This window comes from Bacteroidota bacterium (assembly GCA_040388375.1).
In the GTDB taxonomy this organism is placed as follows: Bacteria; Bacteroidota; Bacteroidia; order UKL13-3; family UKL13-3; genus JAAFJM01.
The window spans coordinates 213,411-230,834 of sequence record JAZKBU010000005.1 but is presented as its reverse complement, the minus strand read 5'-3'; the positions used below and the strand labels follow the sequence as shown (position 1 = coordinate 230,834).

At 36.7% G+C, this 17,424-nt stretch carries 15 protein-coding genes; 9 read left to right on the top strand and 6 right to left on the bottom strand.

Features of this window, described 5'->3' with window-relative positions; genetic code table 11:
- Positions 1-54: 54 nt before the first annotated feature.
- From V4538_08545 to recG, 3 genes are all read right to left on the bottom strand, one after another.
- On the bottom strand, positions 55-1,455 hold the full coding sequence (locus V4538_08545) for a DUF2807 domain-containing protein (GenBank protein ID MES2381075.1): 1,401 nt from the start codon (positions 1,453-1,455) through the stop codon (positions 55-57).
- 114 nt (positions 1,456-1,569) lie between these two features.
- Positions 1,570-2,034, bottom strand: coding sequence for a DinB family protein (locus V4538_08540; GenBank protein MES2381074.1), 465 nt, complete (start codon positions 2,032-2,034; stop codon positions 1,570-1,572).
- 259 nt (positions 2,035-2,293) lie between these two features.
- On the bottom strand, positions 2,294-4,399 hold the full coding sequence (gene recG, locus V4538_08535; protein ID MES2381073.1) for an ATP-dependent DNA helicase RecG: 2,106 nt from the start codon (positions 4,397-4,399) through the stop codon (positions 2,294-2,296).
- A gap of 1,235 nt (positions 4,400-5,634) precedes the next feature.
- On the opposite strand from recG, the gene V4538_08530 reads away from it, so the two are divergent.
- The 5 genes from V4538_08530 to V4538_08510 all read left to right on the top strand — a co-directional run bounded on the left by V4538_08530 (position 5,635) and on the right by V4538_08510 (position 9,793).
- Complete coding sequence (locus V4538_08530) at positions 5,635-6,315, top strand: DUF4145 domain-containing protein (GenBank protein ID MES2381072.1); 681 nt, start codon at positions 5,635-5,637, stop codon at positions 6,313-6,315.
- Positions 6,316-6,329: 14 nt separating this feature from the next.
- Positions 6,330-6,554, top strand: a complete 225-nt coding sequence (locus V4538_08525; protein ID MES2381071.1) for a hypothetical protein — start codon at positions 6,330-6,332, stop codon at positions 6,552-6,554.
- 165 nt (positions 6,555-6,719) lie between these two features.
- Positions 6,720-7,703 carry a hypothetical protein gene (locus V4538_08520; GenBank protein MES2381070.1) on the top strand — a complete coding sequence of 328 codons (984 nt, stop codon included), beginning with the start codon at positions 6,720-6,722 and terminating at the stop codon, positions 7,701-7,703.
- A 251-nt stretch (positions 7,704-7,954) separates the two neighbouring features.
- Positions 7,955-8,884, top strand: a complete 930-nt coding sequence (locus V4538_08515; GenBank protein ID MES2381069.1) for a hypothetical protein — start codon at positions 7,955-7,957, stop codon at positions 8,882-8,884.
- Between the two features lie 6 nt (positions 8,885-8,890).
- Positions 8,891-9,793 carry a T9SS type A sorting domain-containing protein gene (locus V4538_08510; GenBank protein MES2381068.1) on the top strand — a complete coding sequence of 301 codons (903 nt, stop codon included), beginning with the start codon at positions 8,891-8,893 and terminating at the stop codon, positions 9,791-9,793.
- 25 nt (positions 9,794-9,818) lie between these two features.
- Here V4538_08510 and V4538_08505 read toward each other — a convergent pair whose 3' ends face one another.
- Complete coding sequence (locus V4538_08505) at positions 9,819-10,619, bottom strand: SH3 domain-containing protein (GenBank protein MES2381067.1); 801 nt, start codon at positions 10,617-10,619, stop codon at positions 9,819-9,821.
- A gap of 501 nt (positions 10,620-11,120) precedes the next feature.
- Here V4538_08505 and V4538_08500 point away from each other — a divergent pair.
- Positions 11,121-12,977, top strand: a complete 1,857-nt coding sequence (locus V4538_08500) for a multicopper oxidase domain-containing protein (protein ID MES2381066.1) — start codon at positions 11,121-11,123, stop codon at positions 12,975-12,977.
- A gap of 289 nt (positions 12,978-13,266) precedes the next feature.
- Here V4538_08500 and V4538_08495 read toward each other — a convergent pair whose 3' ends face one another.
- A complete protein-coding gene (locus tag V4538_08495; protein ID MES2381065.1) occupies positions 13,267-14,136 on the bottom strand; it encodes a bestrophin family ion channel in 870 nt (289 codons plus the stop codon).
- A gap of 63 nt (positions 14,137-14,199) precedes the next feature.
- Here V4538_08495 and V4538_08490 point away from each other — a divergent pair, with 63 nt between their 5' ends.
- A complete protein-coding gene (locus tag V4538_08490) occupies positions 14,200-14,607 on the top strand; it encodes a DUF1801 domain-containing protein (protein ID MES2381064.1) in 408 nt (135 codons plus the stop codon).
- Between the two features lie 61 nt (positions 14,608-14,668).
- Here V4538_08490 and V4538_08485 read toward each other — a convergent pair whose 3' ends face one another.
- Positions 14,669-15,343, bottom strand: a complete 675-nt coding sequence (locus tag V4538_08485; protein MES2381063.1) for a hypothetical protein — start codon at positions 15,341-15,343, stop codon at positions 14,669-14,671.
- 182 nt (positions 15,344-15,525) lie between these two features.
- Between V4538_08485 and V4538_08480 the strand changes: the two genes are divergently transcribed.
- Positions 15,526-16,221, top strand: coding sequence for an outer membrane beta-barrel protein (locus V4538_08480; GenBank protein ID MES2381062.1), 696 nt, complete (start codon positions 15,526-15,528; stop codon positions 16,219-16,221).
- A gap of 28 nt (positions 16,222-16,249) precedes the next feature.
- Complete coding sequence (locus V4538_08475; protein ID MES2381061.1) at positions 16,250-17,371, top strand: cytochrome c peroxidase; 1,122 nt, start codon at positions 16,250-16,252, stop codon at positions 17,369-17,371.
- The last annotated feature ends 53 nt before the right edge of the window (positions 17,372-17,424 follow it).

Below are 17,424 nucleotides of genomic sequence, written 5' to 3'. Positions count from 1 at the left end.
AAGCAAAAAAAAACGAAACTGTTTGAGTTTCGTTTTTCTTTATTGTTTATTTTATTAAAAATTAAAAGCTATACCTGTTTGAATGGTTCTTGTATCGGCCACGTTTGCGGTTTCAAACAAAGGAACCAAACCATAGTTAACAAATACACTGGCAAAGCTGTAACCTATTCTTACTGTTGCATCGGCACGTAAACGGTTTACAAAAAAGTCGCCACTTGCACGGTTTTCATAATCAATTCCGTTTTTGCTGTATTCAGTGTAAATGCTGTTGGTTACTGAGTAGTTTACTATAACACCTGCTGCTACATAAAAACGGTTATCGTGTTTATTGTAATTGCTATTGTATTTAAGCAATAATGGTAAAGTTAAGTTAAACTGGCTTAAGCGGTTGGTTGATAAAGTAGCTGCGGGCGCATCAAAAGCAAGTTGTTTGCTGTTATCGCTTATTACAGAATCTTTATTTTTAAAACCGTAGTGGTCAAAGCTAAGACCTAAACCGGTAGTAAATGCTAAACGACCTTTTACAATTGGAATATCCCAGTCGCCAAAGTTGATAGCAAAACGCCATGAGCTACCAAAATTTGTTTCCAAGTTTTTGTTTGAGGCAGCTAAAGTAGTATTCATATCAGGGGTAACTAAACCACCCACACCTATTTCTATTCCTCCAAAGGCAGTTTCCATATTGGTGCTGCGTTTTTTATTGCGGTGTTTTCTTCCTTTATTAATATCAACACCGGCACTTATACTTCCACTATTCTCATCTTCATTTGTTTGCTCTAACTTGGCACCACCGCTTACTTCTTTTTCTATATTTTTAGGGTTACCGGCATACTCCATTTTCGATAAGCCGCTTACTGATACTTTTAAATTATTTTTTACAGTAGCTCTTATTTTTGAAGCACCACTGGCTTCTGCATCCAGGTTTTCAAAAGCCATACCCAATGCTTCTATTTTCGATGCACCTGTAGCTTCTAATTTAGCTTCAGTTGCTTTTCCGTCAATTACTAATTTACTGGCTCCGTTTATTTCAGCTACTAATTTATCTACTTCTAAATAAAGGTCGGCTTTGGTGGCTCCGTCTGCATATACTTTTAAGCTGGGTACTTTAAATACACTATCGGTAGCCATGCCTATTTGTCCGTTTCCTTCTAGTCTTATTTCCTGTAGGTTGTTGCTATAAATAGTTACTTCTACGGGTAAAGCGGAGTTAAACTCACCTAAGTTAAAAGTTAAAGTTCCGTTCTCTACTTTAAAACCTTTCTCCAAGTAGGTGGCATTGTATCTTTTTATTTGATCTTGCGAAAACTCAATTTGATTGCTTGTTGATTGGGCTAATTTTACTTCAAAATTGGCTGGTACAGTAATTTTTGTAAAGTCAGCTAAAGCTATTTTGTTTTGTGCGCTAAGCATTAATCCAACCAGGAATAAAGTGCTTACTAGTATTAATTTTTTCATAGATGTTTTCTTTTTTTGTTGGTTAATACGTGAACAGGTAATTTTTGTTACAATACTCCCTAAAAAAAATATTTATAGCTGATTTATAGACAGATAAAAAATGGAACTTTTGGCCTAAAGGCTCACTAAACCGAACTGATTAAAGTGGTGCCAGGTATGTTTGGTAAAAAACTGCAGCCACTCTTCGTTATTTAATAAGCCAAATACAGGGTGGGTTTTACCCTCTACCTTTTGTTGGGCTAATACATCCGCAACCAGATAATGGCGTTTTTCAAATTCGCCAATGGCTACCTCTATATTGGGGTGTTTTGTTTCAAACGATAAGGTACGGGTAAAGTCGTTTACTACGCCTTGCTTAAACCCACCTACTGACCATAAAAACAGTTTCTTCACTTTTTCTATCTTCTCTTCGGGTGTTAATATAGTAATGGTAAGGTCAGAAAGTATATAATCGTAAATTAAACTCAAATGCTCTATCATCTGTTGGGCATTCATGCTGCCAAAGGTGGCAGGTGTTTCTGCATGTAACTCTTTGCGCAATGCAGTAAAATCTATATCGGGAAATTGGTGAAAATTCATTTGTGATTTATGATATTGGATTTGTGATGTTGGATTTCGAATTTGTGATTTTATTAAAACTCAATATTTTTATTTCATTATTATACTTCAAACATAAAATTACATTTTTGATTTCGGATGTATGATTTTTTTTCAATATTATTTATTTATTCGTTAAACTCATCAATTGCATTTGTAATTTCGGATTTGTGATGTGTGATTTTTTATAATTCAAAAATCATAATTCAAGAATCATAATTCACAAATCCGCAATCCTCAATCAACTAATCGCTCCCCACTTATTGGTTTGTCTGTATAACATTAAGTATTGGTTTAATAATATATGTTCGGGTTTTTCAAGGGTATTATCGTTTTCTAAAATTAACTGTGCTTCCTTTCGGGCTGTTTCCAATATATCTTTATCATCAACTATACTGGCTATGCGTAAATCCAATACGCCACTTTGCATAGTACCCTCCATATCGCCCGGACCGCGCAACTGTAAATCTACTTCACTTATTTTAAAGCCATCGTTGGTTTCTACCATGGTTTTCATGCGGAGTTTTCCATCCTGGCTTATTTTAAAATCGGTCATTAATATACAATAACTTTGCTCGGCACCACGCCCTACCCTGCCCCGTAACTGGTGCAACTGCGAAAGCCCGAAACGTTGCGCACTTTCTATAATCATTACACTGGCATTGGGTACATTTACGCCTACTTCTATAACCGTAGTGGCCACCATTATATTGGTTTGTCCCTTTACAAAACGCTGCATTTCAAAATCCTTTTCCGCTGCTTTCATTTTACCATGTACCATACTTACAGCATACTGCGGTAAAGGAAACTCCCTGCAAATACTTTCGTAACCTTCGGCCAGGTTTTTAAAATCAAGCTTTTCGCTTTCTGCTATTAAGGGGTATACAATATATATCTGTCGGCCCTTTTGTATTTCGTTTCTGATGAAGCCATATACTTCTAATCGGTTATTATCGTACTTATGAATGGTTTTAATAGGCTTACGCCCTGCGGGCAATTCATCTATCATACTGGTATCCAAATCGCCATACAAGGTCATAGCCAAAGTACGCGGAATGGGTGTAGCCGTCATTACCAATATATGTGGCGGGTGCTGGTTTTTTTTCCAGAGCTTAGCCCGTTGCTCCACCCCAAAACGGTGTTGTTCATCAATAATGGCAATGCCTAATCGGTTAAACTCCACCGCATCTTCTATCAATGCATGGGTACCAATGAGTATATGTATTTTTCCAGCTTTTAAATCCTCCAATAATGGTTTCCTGTTTTTCTTGGTTACCGAACCGGTAAGCAATTCTACCCGTATGGGCATATCGCCCAATAAACTTTTTATGGTAGCATAATGTTGTGTAGCCAATATTTCGGTAGGTGCCATCATAGTAGCCTGGTAACCGTTGTCTATCAGCATCAGCATGGTCATTAAGGCTACTACTGTTTTACCACTGCCCACATCGCCCTGTATTAAGCGGTTCATTTGTTTGCCACTGCGAATGTCGGCACGTATTTCTTTTAACACACGTTTCTGCGCATTGGTTAATTCAAAGGGCAATTGGTTAGCAAAGAAACCATTAAAATGCTCGCCTATTTTGGTAATTTTTATGCCGTTATAAACGGCATGCCGTTTTAGCTTATAGCGTAATATACGCAGCTGGTTAAAAAATAATTCTTCAAACTTTAAACGTTGCTCGGCTGCATGCAATAGCTGAAACGATTCGGGAAAATGAATCTGCATCATGGCTTGCTTGCGGCTTATCAGCTTATGTTTGGCTATAATAGGTTCAGGTAAGTTTTCTTCAATATGCAAACGCGTATCGGTTAACAAAGTATTGGTTAACTTCATGAGGGTTCGGGTATCCAATCCTCTTTTTTTGGCTTTTTCGCTGGCATTGTAAAGCGGCATCATTTTCATGTACAGCTTTTCATTTACCTGTGTGGGGTCTTCCATACTGGGGTGTACCATGCTAAAAGCCCTGTTAAATTCGGTTAGCTTACCAAAAACCACATAGGGTTTACCGGCCACTAAACTTTCCCTTATCCATTTTTGCCCCTGAAACCAAATAAGTTCAATACTTCCGGAGCCATCGTTTAAGGTGGCTGTTAGCCTCGCTGCCGCACCCTGCCCTACTGTTTTTATATTGTTAATGGTACCTTTTAACTGCACATACTGCATGGTATCGTCCAACTGACTAATCTGATACATTTTACTTCTATCAATGTGGCGATAGGGAAAGTAATAGAGTAAATCGTTAAAGGTAAAAATAGCAAACTCCTTTTGCAGCAGTTCAGCCTTGGCCGCACCAACACCTTTTAAATATTCTATGGGAGTTTCTAAAAACGACTTGCCTTGCATGTAGATTCATTGCAATGATAAGTGATTTTTAATTATTTGTTATTGGGTTGATGGGTTGGGTTGTGAACGGGTTAATTGGTTGGCATGTTAACTGGTTGAATTATTAATTGGTGGCATGGTTAACTTGTTGAATGGTTATATTGTGTAACCGCACCATACAGACTAACCCCGAAGGGAGGATTTGTTAATTGGTTGAATGGTTAACTTGTTGAATGGTTATATTGTTCGACCGCATTTTATAAACTAACCCCGAAGGGGGGAATTGGTTGAATGGTTATATTGTGGAACCGCACCATACAGACTAACCCCGAAGGGAAGATTGTTAATTGGTTGAATGGTTAACTCGTTGAATGCTTATATTATTAAACCACATCATATACACTACCCCGAAGGGGTTAAATAGACTAACCGTAGGTGAAACCTACGGTAAAAAGTAAAATACGAACGAGAACCCTGAAAGGGTTCAATAAAAGATATTATGCCATTCTATACTCCTTAGAAATGGAAGGAGCACTAAATAACTTAATGTATTGCCCCTTAAAAATCCAAGGTGTATGAAACTACTTAATTGGGTACTCCTTAGAAATTGGAGGTGTATAAAATAACGTCATTTATTATTACCTCAAAACTGAAGGTGTATAAAACTACTTAATGTAGTACTCCTTAGAAATCGGAGGAGCATGAAACAACTTAATTTACTACACCTTAAAAACTCAAGGTATATGAAACTCCTTAATTTGGTACTCCTTAAAAATTGGAGGAGTATGTAAAAACTATTTTTGGTACTCCCTAAAAAATGAGGGAGTATGTAAAAAGTATTTTTACTATACCATAGAAATTGAGGGTGCATGTAAAAACTATTTTTGGTGCACCTTGAAAACTGAGGGAGCATAAAAACACATTAAGCCCTTTTAATACCTGTAGTAGAAATACCCTTTTTTAGTAGTATAAATACTCTTTTTTCAGGTGGTATGCTTAAACAAAAAACACTACTTTGGCTTTTATTTATTTTATTTTCAACTATTTACTATTTAACAAAACAACTAAGTCTGTATAAGCAAGTAAAAGCAAGCTATTGTTTGGATATATTTTTTAGATAGGTTTGAGTAACGAGAGTTAGACTAATACACCCTAAAACGGTTGTATTAGTCTAATAAAATGATTCATATATATAAGTTACCGGCAAGGCTGAAAAAACGAGATACCATGAAACAAAAAATACAAACTAACAAATTATGACACCATACACTCCGATACAATTTGAGTTAAGTTCATTTAATTGCCCTATTTGTGGTGCTTACTCTGAACATATTTGGAGCTATGCTGACAAGTATGACAAAAAGAGAGCAAACTCTGGAGGACAAAAAGAATGGCAAGGCAATATTGCAGAGCTTGTTTTTTCCCAGTGTAAACATTGCCAAAAACATACAATTTGGCTTGACAACAGACACACTGATGAAAGAAGGATGTTATTCCCTACTGCTGGCTCTGCTCCCCTTGCCAACGCAGATATGCCAGATGATATTAAGAAAGATTTTGAAGAAGCACGAGGTATAGTGGAGCTTTCTCCAAGAGGAGCAACAGCCTTACTTCGTTTGGCGGTTCAGAAGCTTTGTAAACACCTTGGTGAAAAAGGAGAAAATATTAACGAGGACATTGGTAACCTTGTTAAGAAGGGGCTTCCTGAAAAAATGCAGAAAGCATTAGATAGCGTTAGAGTAATTGGCAATAATGCTGTTCATCCAGGACAAATTGATTTAACTGATGACAGAGAAGCCGCATATAAACTATTCGGCTTTGTAAATATCATTACTGACATATTAATTACGCAACCCAAACAGATAGACGACTTTTATTCGTTCAAAATTCCAGAAGGAGCAAAAGCAGCAATCGACAAAAGAGACAATCGTTCATAAATAAATTTAATCGCATGGCAACATCTAACTTTGACAAAACTTTTGAAGCACAAAAAATACCCTTTAAACAGAAATTCGGGGTTGATTGGAATACAAAACCTGAATTATATATTCAGTATTTGCAAACTATTTATCTCTCAACTCTTGCTGAGATTGCAAACAATGGCTTATCCCAAATACTAACTGGACAATCAGAAATGCAAAGGTCATTACAAGGACTTAGTCAAAAGATTAAGTAATAATTTGTCATTATAATTTAGAACAATAGCCCAGCCCTTGGCTCTATTGCCACTATATCGCTGTGTTTGAACTTTGTTTTACGCATTCAATATTTATCTTAGCAAAACAAATTAATGTCACGCAATCAGCAACAGCGCTAGGCTACAAAACGTTAGGCCCAATTTATGACAAAACAGACAATTAAAATACCAAGATTGACATCAAACATGCAGACAATTCAATTTATAATTGATCTGTGGTTTCTTGAGGAAACGGATGAATATGTATTCGATTTTGAAAATGCTGGAAAAGTGGAGCCCTTTACATTGTTATTTCTAAGCAGTGAAATAAAGCATTTCAGAGATTACAGGCCTGAAAGGAAATTTTCGGGAGTAAATATTAAAAAAATGCAAGAAGCTGCTGACATGGGATTTTTTAGAGCAATCGGAATTGAATATGGGGATGCTGATCCAAATTGGGAAAAAAGCCTGACCGCAATTCCAATTAAAATATTTTACTGTAATAACATCATTAAAGATGCTGATAAAATAGGTAAGCCTGTTGGAGAATACCTTACTGGAAGAGCAACTACGTTGAGTCACATATTAACGAGAACTGATTCAGGTGATTTATTTGATACTCTTCAGTATTCAATCAGGGAAATTCTTCGAAATGTGGTTGAACATTCAGAATCGAATCAATTTGGCTTTTGCGCACAACATTGGCCGGAAAGGAAAAAGGTATCTTTAGCTATACTTGACAGAGGAATTGGACTGAAGCAAAGTTTAATGCAGAATCCTTATTTAAGTGTTCTAAATGATACTGATGCCGTAAAGCTTGCTATTCAACCAGGTATATCTGGTAAAGCTTATGCAGGCGTAAAAGCTGACGAATCAAATATATGGGCTAATTCTGGTTACGGTTTATACATGACATCTCAAATTTGTAAAATGGGTGGAAGCTTCGTTTTGACAAGTGGTTCTAAAGGAATATTTCTTTCTGAGACACACAAAAGAGTTTTTGATATTCGTTCACAAGGCACCGCTCTTAATTTGACATTAAGCACAGACAAGCTAAAGTCATTGAGTTTAATGTTGGCTAGACTGCGAGAATCTGAAGAAGTAAAAAATGCCCCAATAAATCCTTCGACAGCCTCGCTAGGAAAATAAACTGTGCCTAACAAGTAGTCTTGCTCAATTGCCGCTAAATCGCTTAAATTCAGATTTGTTTTACACTTTCATTTCTATCTTAGCACGACAAATTTTCGTTCCGCACACTGCAACTAAGCAAATAAGCGAAACGTTAACCATGTTGTTTAAGGATTCTAACAAAGCGGTATGGCTTTCTTAAAACAAATACTACAAGCAAGCCCTTGCTTAGCTGTATTTTTTTAATAGGTTTGGACAAAAAATCCCATAGCTTGAGTACAACAGTTACGCATACCAAAACGGTCCTTCTTTTTTTGCTGACAGCAGCCCTATTTTTTTTCGGTGCTTGTCACTCCTATAAAAACAATGAAAATACTTTTAGAATTGCCACCGTTGATAATAATGTATGTAAAAAACTAATTGGCAAGGTGGTGCTGTACACCATATTTGTAGATACCAAGGGTACGCAAGCCTGGACTAGTTATGATATTCAATCAACGCTTGACTCGATTGGTATAGCTACGGAATGGATTGAAAACAGGGCTTTTGAAAATAATATTCCATTAAATATTGATGTGCAATACCATCAAAATAAAAAGGTTATTCCTATTGCCAATAACTTTCCCAATAAAACACTTTACGGTACGCTCTTTTCGCCTGTTGCTTCGGTTGGTATAGGCAAACTGGACCGTTGGGCTGACCGCATTGCTAAAACTGCAGGGCTCACGCTTCCGGTTGACTCTGCCACGATAGTAAAAACCAAAAACAACTTGAGTGACCGCGAAAGGTTGATAGCCCGTCTGCGCGATATTAACCAAACGGATAATGTGGTGTTGATGTACTTTGTAAATAATTATTATACAGATGAAATTTCGGTTACGCTTCATTCTGCCAGTAGTGCCAATATTGAATACTCCATTGTGAGCTTTAAAAATCCGGCTGTCATAGCGCATGAGTTCTTGCATATTTTTGGTGCGTTGGATTTGTATATTAGTCCGTTTGATACGAAACGAAGTGCCAAGCGTAAAAAGGCAACGGCCATGAAACTATATCCGAATGAGGTAATGGCTTTTGCTTACCGGAATATTGACTCTTTGAATGTTTCGCCTTTTACGCAATATTTAATTGGCTGGAAAAATGAACTTGACGAGCCATCGAGGGCTTTGTTTTTCGGTAAAAAAATGAAGGCTTTAAAATATTAAAGACTCATGAAACATTTAATTATACTTTTTATAAGCGCTATACTTTTTCTTTTTTCATGTGGGCCTTCTGCCGAAGAAAAAGTTAAGATGATGATGGGATGCATGGCAGACGAAATAGCGATGGAGAAGTCCATAAGGGAAAATTTAAAAAGCACTTTTGATGCTCCGTTTCCTAAGAGAAACCGAAACCTTTCAAAAATTTTAGGTGATACTTTACAAATTGAAGGGCGTTGTTTCCCTTTAACTTTCAAAATTTCATCTACCCGGAAATATAATTGTATTATTAATATTGAGACGGGCGATACTCTTTTTAAAGGGACTGTTTGTAAATTCAGAACGCTTTATTATTTCAGTGAGCAGATAAATGATAGTTCCTATAGAATATTTGCTTTAAAAGTTACGGATAGTTTAATATATGGGCTTCAAAACTATTTTCAATATGCTCAAATTGATAGTGCGATTGAACAAGGAAAATATACGAAACTTGTTAAGTTTACTGACAAGCAGAAAAACATTATACGACTGCATCCTGATAAGAGGGAGCTTAGAAAATTATATACCTCTATATTAGCCAATACAAAGCCCTTTGAAATAATACGGGCAAGCGCCAATTTTAAAGCCAGTGACGTAGAAGATGTATCTGCTCCAATAGAAGCGGATGACTTTGAAATATTGGCTAAAGTATATCCAAATCCGGCAACGGATATAGTAAATGTGGAGTTACATCAAAAAGATATTTTGACACCATACTATTTATCGGACTTGACCGGAAAAGTATTGATGGAAGGAGAACTACATGAAATATTAAACCCAATTGATATTAGCCATTTGGCAAAGGGCATTTATATACTAACTGTTGTTACTCCTGAAAAACAAACGGAAACAATAAGAATAATTAAGACTAAATAATATAAGTATTTTCTATTAGTAGTTTTTATTGCGGAGCCTGTTCGTTTATCACTTTTGCTGTATCAGGTGTTGCTACCTGTTCTGCTGCGGCTTGTGCGGCCTCTGCTTCCTGTGCAGCCTTTGCCTGCAACTCTTCCATGTATTCTTCCTCACTAGGGTAAGCGGTTGGGTCTATTTTTCTTATTTCGCTTAATAATATGTGGTGAAAGCTGGAGCCTGATAAATTATCATTATCCATTACGGCTTTCAATTCGGTTAACCTTTCATCGGGTTGGGTAATACCCATAGCACGGGTAATAAATACGGCTGCAGCTAAATCGGTAGTACCTTCACTATAGCCTTTGTCTTTTATCCAGCCCTTTTCAGTTCCTTTGCCTGTAGTGCGTTTGGCTATTATTTCTATCCAGTCATCTTTTCTGGTAACAATGGCTATAATATCCATTTCATCCAAAGTCTTTTTAGTAATAGAAGCCAAATCAGGTCGCGAATAAATATTCATTTTTTCATAAATTACCCCAGGCATGGCTTTCACCACCACATAATCGGCCAGTATCCAGCCTTCGTTGCCATCAACTAATTTTACTTTTAAATATTTCTTTCCTTTTTCATCCTCTTCCTTTTCATCTAAAAAGGTGAGCTTTTCACCAAGCGATACCGCAGATAAAAGTGTACCTTCTTTTTTCGATGGCTTGCTGTATACGGGTGCTTTATCGGTCATACATACCGAGGCTATTTCGTTATCGCTTCCGCATGACACCACTGTGCTTGCCATCAGGCCAAGAAATAGTACAAAAAAAAAGTTACGCTTTAAGAAGTTTAAGTTCATTGTTGTTATAAAAAGGGTTACGCAATTAATAGTTTTTAATACGAATAGTAAAGTTAAATTTATCGGAAGCAAGCCTCCCACTTCTGTCCCTTGTTGTGTCTCCCGACCAACAAGCAAGCCAGTGTTTTTTTAAATATCATAAACCATAATTATAAAAAGGAGGCGAGCGCAGGCCAGACGAATCCCGATAGCTCCCGATAGTTATCGGGACGGGAGCGGGCCGTGCATCAGGCCTGCGGGGAGAAGCATTTTGCCGTTGTTGTGTCTCCCGACCAACAACCTAAAGCGTTTTTGGATACTTTTTTGGCAATGCAAAAAGTATCGAAATAAGAAAAGAAAAGATTGCAGGCGAGGACGCCTGCAATGGCATAAACAACTTTTAATAATAACCTGTGCATAAAAAGAGTATTTCCCCCTTCAAAAAGAGTATTTCCCCTCTTGTTTGCCAACACTATTTAATAGTATATTGGCGCCCTCAAACAAACACTTAAACATTAAACTATGAAAAGAAACGTACTCACTACACTCGTATTTATCTTACTGATTAGCAAGATGACTACGGCACAAAAATTCATCAACAGAGTTTATGCGCCACCGGCCATCAGAAACACCAACACCTTTAATATTAGCATTGACAGCGCTAACCATAACTTTAACCCCAATGGTGGAACGGACTCAACCAACGCAACAGTACCCACTTTTTGTTACAACCAAATGGATAGTAACAATATTAGCTACTTAGGCCCCACTATGTTTTGGCAACAAGGGCAACAAGTAACTATCAATGCGTTTAACAACATGACCCAAAGAACCACCATGCACTTTCATGGGTTAAACTTACCTTCAAACATGGATGGTGGTCCACATGAAATAATTGAATCGAACAGCATGTGGGATATGCCGGTGGTTCCCAGCTTTAAAATAATAGACCCGATACAAACCGTTTGGTACCACTCACATTTAATGGATAGTACTACTATGCAGGTGGCAATGGGTTTAGCGGGTATGATTATTATAGAAAGCCCTACCGATGCAGTAAAAAACAAGTTACCGCACGATTATGGTGTAAACGATTTCCCGATAGTTGTACAAGAAAAAAAGTTTAATTTTACCAATCATGTAGCTACATCAATGGTAGCTAACTCACGTCCGGGCCCCGGTAATTACTTAATGGTAAATGGTCTTTTATACGGAGCCATGCATGTACCTAACGAAGTAGTTCGTTTGCGCTTTTTAAATGGTTCACCTATCAGCTCGCTTAGTTTAGGTATTAACGATAGCATAGCACCTGTTAGCAATCCAAACGACAGCATGTGGCTGGTAGCTACTGATGGTGGTTATACACCCAAAGCATTCCCTATGCAATCGATCATAATAGCACCGGGCGAAAGAATGGAAATGTTGGTTAACTGCACCGGTAAACAACAAGGTGATACTATTTATTTGCAAAACTTAGCCAACACTATTCCTGCCGATATTATTAGCGGACCTGCAGCATTTCCTTTTATGGCATTGGTTATTGATACCACTTTAAAAGCAGCGAGTAAAATAACAAGCATTCCTGACTCTTTGGAATCGTACCCGATATTGGATACAACCAATGCTTTTAAAAGAGCACCAAAACGCTTATACGGAAACGGTGGCGGTGGTAGCGGTGGCGGCCCCGTTTGGACTATTGACAGTATGCCAATGGATATGGAATTAATGAATGATACCATTTTAGTAGGTACTACCGAAATATGGACTATTGAAAACAAAACCAACAAAGCGCATCCTTTCCATATTCACAAAGTGCAATTCCAGGTACTTGATATTGACAGTGCAGGCATTAAACAATCTGTTTACAACAATACTTTACCTAAACACTTAATGGGTTACAAAGACGATGTATTGATAAGAGCAGGAACTACGCTACGCTTTATTGCTCAATTTGACCATTATGGTGATACTTTAATGATGCATAATCAAATTGATATGATGAGTGGTTTTATGTACCATTGCCATATTCTTACCCACGAAGACAGCGCTATGATGCATCAGTTTGTGGTATTAGATACAGCATCTTACAACAAAGTAACGGGCAAACATATTAGTATAAAAGAAAGTACTTTAACAGAAAAAGCCAACTTAGCATTTTATCCGAACCCTGCCGGCAATGTATTAAACATTAAAGGTTATACTGCGGGTAAAGGCAGCATTCGGTTTATTGATGTATTAGGCAGAACCATTAAAGAAGAAAATATAGCTGCTATTAATGGCAACACAAGTATTCAGGTAGATGATTTACCAAGAGGATTTGTATTTGTAGAGTACGTATCAGGCAACACACGTATGGTACAGAAAATTTTATTACAATAAGTTTTAACTACAATCATTAAAACAAAAGGGTTGACTAATGTTTAGTCAACCCTTTTGTTTTTAGCTATAATCTTTTTTTCTTGATACTTTTTGCATTGCCAAAAAAGTATCCAAAAACGCTAGACAAAAAAATGCTTCTCCCCGCAGGCCTGATGCGCGGCCCGCTTTTTTGTCTGCCCCGCGCTCGCCTCCTTTTTATATTATTTGGATATTTTGTCCGTGGTTGGTGTCCCCACCAATCCACAAACTAAAGTTGTTGGTCGGGAGACACAACAACGAACAACGTGTTTTACTTCAATATATCAACCAAATTTTTCTTTATTCTTTCCGCTATATCATCCGTAGGCAAATCATTATCCTCTTTACCAAATGGGTCTTCAATTTCTTCTGCTATCAGCTCCAATCCGGCAAATGCATAAAACACAAACAACACCATGGGTATAGTGGCCCATTTAAAATCATCGACCAAACCCAAGGGAAGCGTAATGGTATAAATTAAAATAACACGCTTTATAAAAGTACTGTACGAATAAGGAATGGGTGTAGATTTAATACGCTCGCAGGCACCCACCACATTGGCAAACGAGCTTAGTTCTCCATTTAACACCAATAGCTTTTCTGCATTAATAATACCTTGCTCATGCAGCTTGTTGGTTTCAATAAATAACTGTTGTATAATTTTATTGGGCGCATGTGTGCTTGCGGCCAATGTTTGTTTGCTTAAGTTTGGGTGTTCATCAATCAAATCAGGTTTAATACCGTGGCGCAAATGTTCTTTTAAAGCCATGGCAAAATTGCCTATTAAAATACTGAAATGCTGTTTTGTTTCTTTTTCGCCATCAGGTAAAAAAGCATTTATTTTAAACATTAAATTGCGGCTGTTATTTACCAAATCGCCCCAAAGCTTGCGCCCTTCCCACCACCTGTCGTAAGCAGTATTGGTTCTAAAAACCAATAACAACGATAACACAAAACCTAAAAGTGAGTGTAGCACGGTGGTGCTACGCAAATGAATAAGTTTTAATTCAACCTCTACATAACACAATACTGCTGAATAAATAGCTAGGGCTATAATGGCAGGCAATAGCATTCTAAACGAATCTGATTTATGAAAATGGAAAATGAGTTTGGTCCAGGCTTTTGGATTATAGGCTTTCATTAAAACAATGATATAATTTTTAGGTGTAAATGAAATATTTTTACAAACTTAATGATATAAACCATGGCAAAAAATAAAACGGTAGAAACAACAGCAAGTGTAAACGATTTTTTAGCTACAGTTGCCGATGACTCCAGAAAGCAAGATTGCTTTACCATAGTAAAAATGATGGAAGAGCTTTCAGGGTTTAAAGCCAAAATGTGGGGACCGGCTATTATTGGTTTTGGCACCTGCCATTATAAATACGAAAGCGGCCGCGAAGGCGATATGCCTATAATTGCCTTTTCGCCCCGTAAAAACGACCTTACCATATACCTGGAAGCAAGCTTTGACAATAAGGATGAATTGTTGGAAAGGCTGGGTAAACACAAAACCGGCAAGGTTTGTCTTTATATAAAAAAATTAGCTGATGTAGATATGGAAGTTTTAAAGGAGTTGATGGCTTTATCTCTTAAAAAGTCTAACCTGTAGAGACGTAGCAAGCTAAGTCTTTTTAATAACAGTCAATATTTAGACGTTGCATACAACGTCTCTACGAAATATTTTCTTGTAATAACCAATGTATAATACTTTTGTTATCTAAAATTTTTCCTATTACTACGTAATGGGAATCATCAAGCGGATTATGTCCTTCCAGGTTTTCAGCAACTACACCCATTCCATTATTATAATAACTGGAATGAATAAATTGGATGGTATTGTTATATTTTAAAATAAATCCAACATGACAATCTAAACCCACTATATATAAACCATTGCTTTTGTCAGCTACATACTTTTTTATGTTTTCAATAGGCTCATTGCGAAAACGTTTTATATCAGTACTGAATCGTTTTATAAAAACTTCTGATGCCAGTTGAGCCCACTGCACACGCGGTATTTTAAAACCCGCATCGTATAAAACAGTCGTTACAAAATAACCACAAGCAATGGAGCCTTCTTTCGGAGTGCGTGTTTGTCCGTAAAAACTCCAACGGGTTCCATACCAATGGTTAAAAAAATTATTGGCAATGGTTCTTAAAATATAAAACTGCGCACATGCAATAATGGAGTCTTTGCTTTTAACAGTTACTGCTTTTTTATAATAATTACCCAACACAACCTGTTGTTGCTTTACTTCTCTTAACAGGCTGTCGTAACTTAAATTTTGCGTGTATGAAACTTTAGTAAAAGCTATCAGTAAAAAAAACACTATTAATTTCTTCATGGGTAAATTGTTTATTATAAATATAAATAATGTTTAACGGCATGCAGCCTTTTTTATTTTTGTGTGGTCTAACATAAATGACAAAACAATAAATGTAAAATTATACTTAATTATTAATTCATACGTTACCAACACATTGTAATTCCGGATTATAAAAAATACATTTGAATTATACATCACCTATGAAAAAATTAACACTCATTTTACTTTTACTTACCGGTACTGTTTGCGCCCAAACAAACGACTCTATTAAAATCAGTAGTAAACCTTATCAATTCCAGATTGGCTTAAACGTAGTTTCCTTTGTGAGGCAATTTGTTAATTTTTCGGGAACACCAAACAATACTGTTACAAGTCCTTATACCATCAGTTTAAAAGCCTTTAAATATTTACCCCGTCAAAATGCATTAATTGGTATAAGAATAGGTACGGGTTATGTAAACAATAACAACTCTGACGAAAGCTCTACTAACCAAAACAGTACTTTTACTGAAACATTGGATTTACGCTTGGGTATGGAGTACCAGACTTTAATAACCAAAAGATGGACCGGTTATATCGGATTTGATTATATCTCTCAGAAATCGGTTAATAATACCCTATCAAGATTTGCCAGCGGACCATTTCAACAGGAATTTGTTACATCAAATAACAGGTCAACCTCTATGGACGGAGCGGGCTTGGTATTGGGTATGCAGTTTAATTTAAATAAGCACTTGGCACTTTCTACCGAAGCCAGCTACTATTATAGCGACTCATGGACAATGACTACTAATTATAGTAGTAATGATCCCAGTAATTTACCTCCTTCCAATACCAAGACAAAAGGAGCTGCATTAACCTTACCCAATTTGTTAAACTTTATTGTTGTGTTTTAAAATATCAAACCATATAATACTTTAAACTATGAAATCGAAATTATTCACCCTCATCGCATTGGTATTAATCAGTTTTTGGTTTATACAATCATGTACTAAAAATCCGGATTCATACCAGCTAAAAGCAACAAAGCTTGTTTTACCCGATAACAACTACGTTTATTACGAAGGTTCTGCCAACAAAAACCAAATAGCCACCGTGGGCAGGGTTTTATTTTACGATAAAAGCCTATCAGCCACCAATGCCATTGCATGTGCCAGTTGCCATTTTCAGGCAAACGCATTTGCTGACGGCAAACAGTTTTCAACCGGCTTTAAAAACGAATTGACCAGCCGAAACAGCATGGGCTTTAGTAACCTAGCTAACAACAGTGGCTTTTTCTGGGATTTGAGAGAAAGCAATTTAACCGAAATGGTACTTAAACCTATATCAAATCACGTAGAAATGGGTTTTACCGATATTAATGCAATAGCTAAGAAATTGAAACAATACCCGGATTATCAAAACTTATTTGCAAAGGCGTTTTCTGATGGTGTAACCGTGGAGAATATTGCTATTTCCATTGCTACATTCCTGGAAGCAATCCGTTGCGAAAACAGTAAATTTGATATAGCGCTTAATGCAAGCAACTTTGATTATACGTTTAATTTTCCATCATTTACACCCGTGGAAAACAAAGGAAAACAACTTTTTATAAAAAATGGTTGTATTGATTGCCATAACCCTAATAGCAACTTTCAAAGAAGCTGGAGTAACTGGGCCAATATTGGATTGGATTTAAATTATACCGATAAAGGAATTGCAGGCAATAATACTTTTGTACTCAAATTCGGAATTATGGATACTGCATTAAACGGTAGCTTTAAAATACCAAGTTTACGCAATGTAGCCTTAACAGCACCCTATATGCACGATGGCAGGTTTGCCACATTAAATGATGTGCTTAACCATTACAGCGAAGGTATTAAAAACCACAAAGACTTAAGTTGGGAGCTTTCAGAAATTACCAATAATGTGCAAATGCCTAAACGATTTAATTATACCAAAGAAGACAAAGAAGCTTTGGTGGCTTTCTTAAAAACACTAACTGATTATAAAATGATAAGTGATCCAAAATTCAGCAATCCTTTCCAGGTGGTAGCTAATTAACTAAAAATAACTGCCCTTATTATTATTTCTTTAAAACAAAAAGCAATCAAGAT

What these genes read in the sequence shown, in the direction of transcription:
- V4538_08545 (MES2381075.1), bottom strand. Translation starts at nt 1,455, where the DNA reads ATGAAAAAATTAATACTAGTAAGCACTTTATTCCTGGTTGGATTAATG.
- V4538_08540 (MES2381074.1), bottom strand. Translation starts at nt 2,034, where the DNA reads ATGAATTTTCACCAATTTCCCGATATAGATTTTACTGCATTGCGCAAA.
- recG (MES2381073.1), bottom strand. Translation starts at nt 4,399, where the DNA reads ATGCAAGGCAAGTCGTTTTTAGAAACTCCCATAGAATATTTAAAAGGT.
- V4538_08530 (MES2381072.1), top strand. Translation starts at nt 5,635, where the DNA reads ATGACACCATACACTCCGATACAATTTGAGTTAAGTTCATTTAATTGC.
- V4538_08525 (MES2381071.1), top strand. Translation starts at nt 6,330, where the DNA reads ATGGCAACATCTAACTTTGACAAAACTTTTGAAGCACAAAAAATACCC.
- V4538_08520 (MES2381070.1), top strand. Translation starts at nt 6,720, where the DNA reads ATGACAAAACAGACAATTAAAATACCAAGATTGACATCAAACATGCAG.
- V4538_08510 (MES2381068.1), top strand. Translation starts at nt 8,891, where the DNA reads ATGAAACATTTAATTATACTTTTTATAAGCGCTATACTTTTTCTTTTT.
- V4538_08505 (MES2381067.1), bottom strand. Translation starts at nt 10,619, where the DNA reads ATGAACTTAAACTTCTTAAAGCGTAACTTTTTTTTTGTACTATTTCTT.
- V4538_08500 (MES2381066.1), top strand. Translation starts at nt 11,121, where the DNA reads ATGAAAAGAAACGTACTCACTACACTCGTATTTATCTTACTGATTAGC.
- V4538_08495 (MES2381065.1), bottom strand. Translation starts at nt 14,136, where the DNA reads ATGAAAGCCTATAATCCAAAAGCCTGGACCAAACTCATTTTCCATTTT.
- V4538_08490 (MES2381064.1), top strand. Translation starts at nt 14,200, where the DNA reads ATGGCAAAAAATAAAACGGTAGAAACAACAGCAAGTGTAAACGATTTT.
- V4538_08485 (MES2381063.1), bottom strand. Translation starts at nt 15,343, where the DNA reads ATGAAGAAATTAATAGTGTTTTTTTTACTGATAGCTTTTACTAAAGTT.
- V4538_08480 (MES2381062.1), top strand. Translation starts at nt 15,526, where the DNA reads ATGAAAAAATTAACACTCATTTTACTTTTACTTACCGGTACTGTTTGC.
- V4538_08475 (MES2381061.1), top strand. Translation starts at nt 16,250, where the DNA reads ATGAAATCGAAATTATTCACCCTCATCGCATTGGTATTAATCAGTTTT.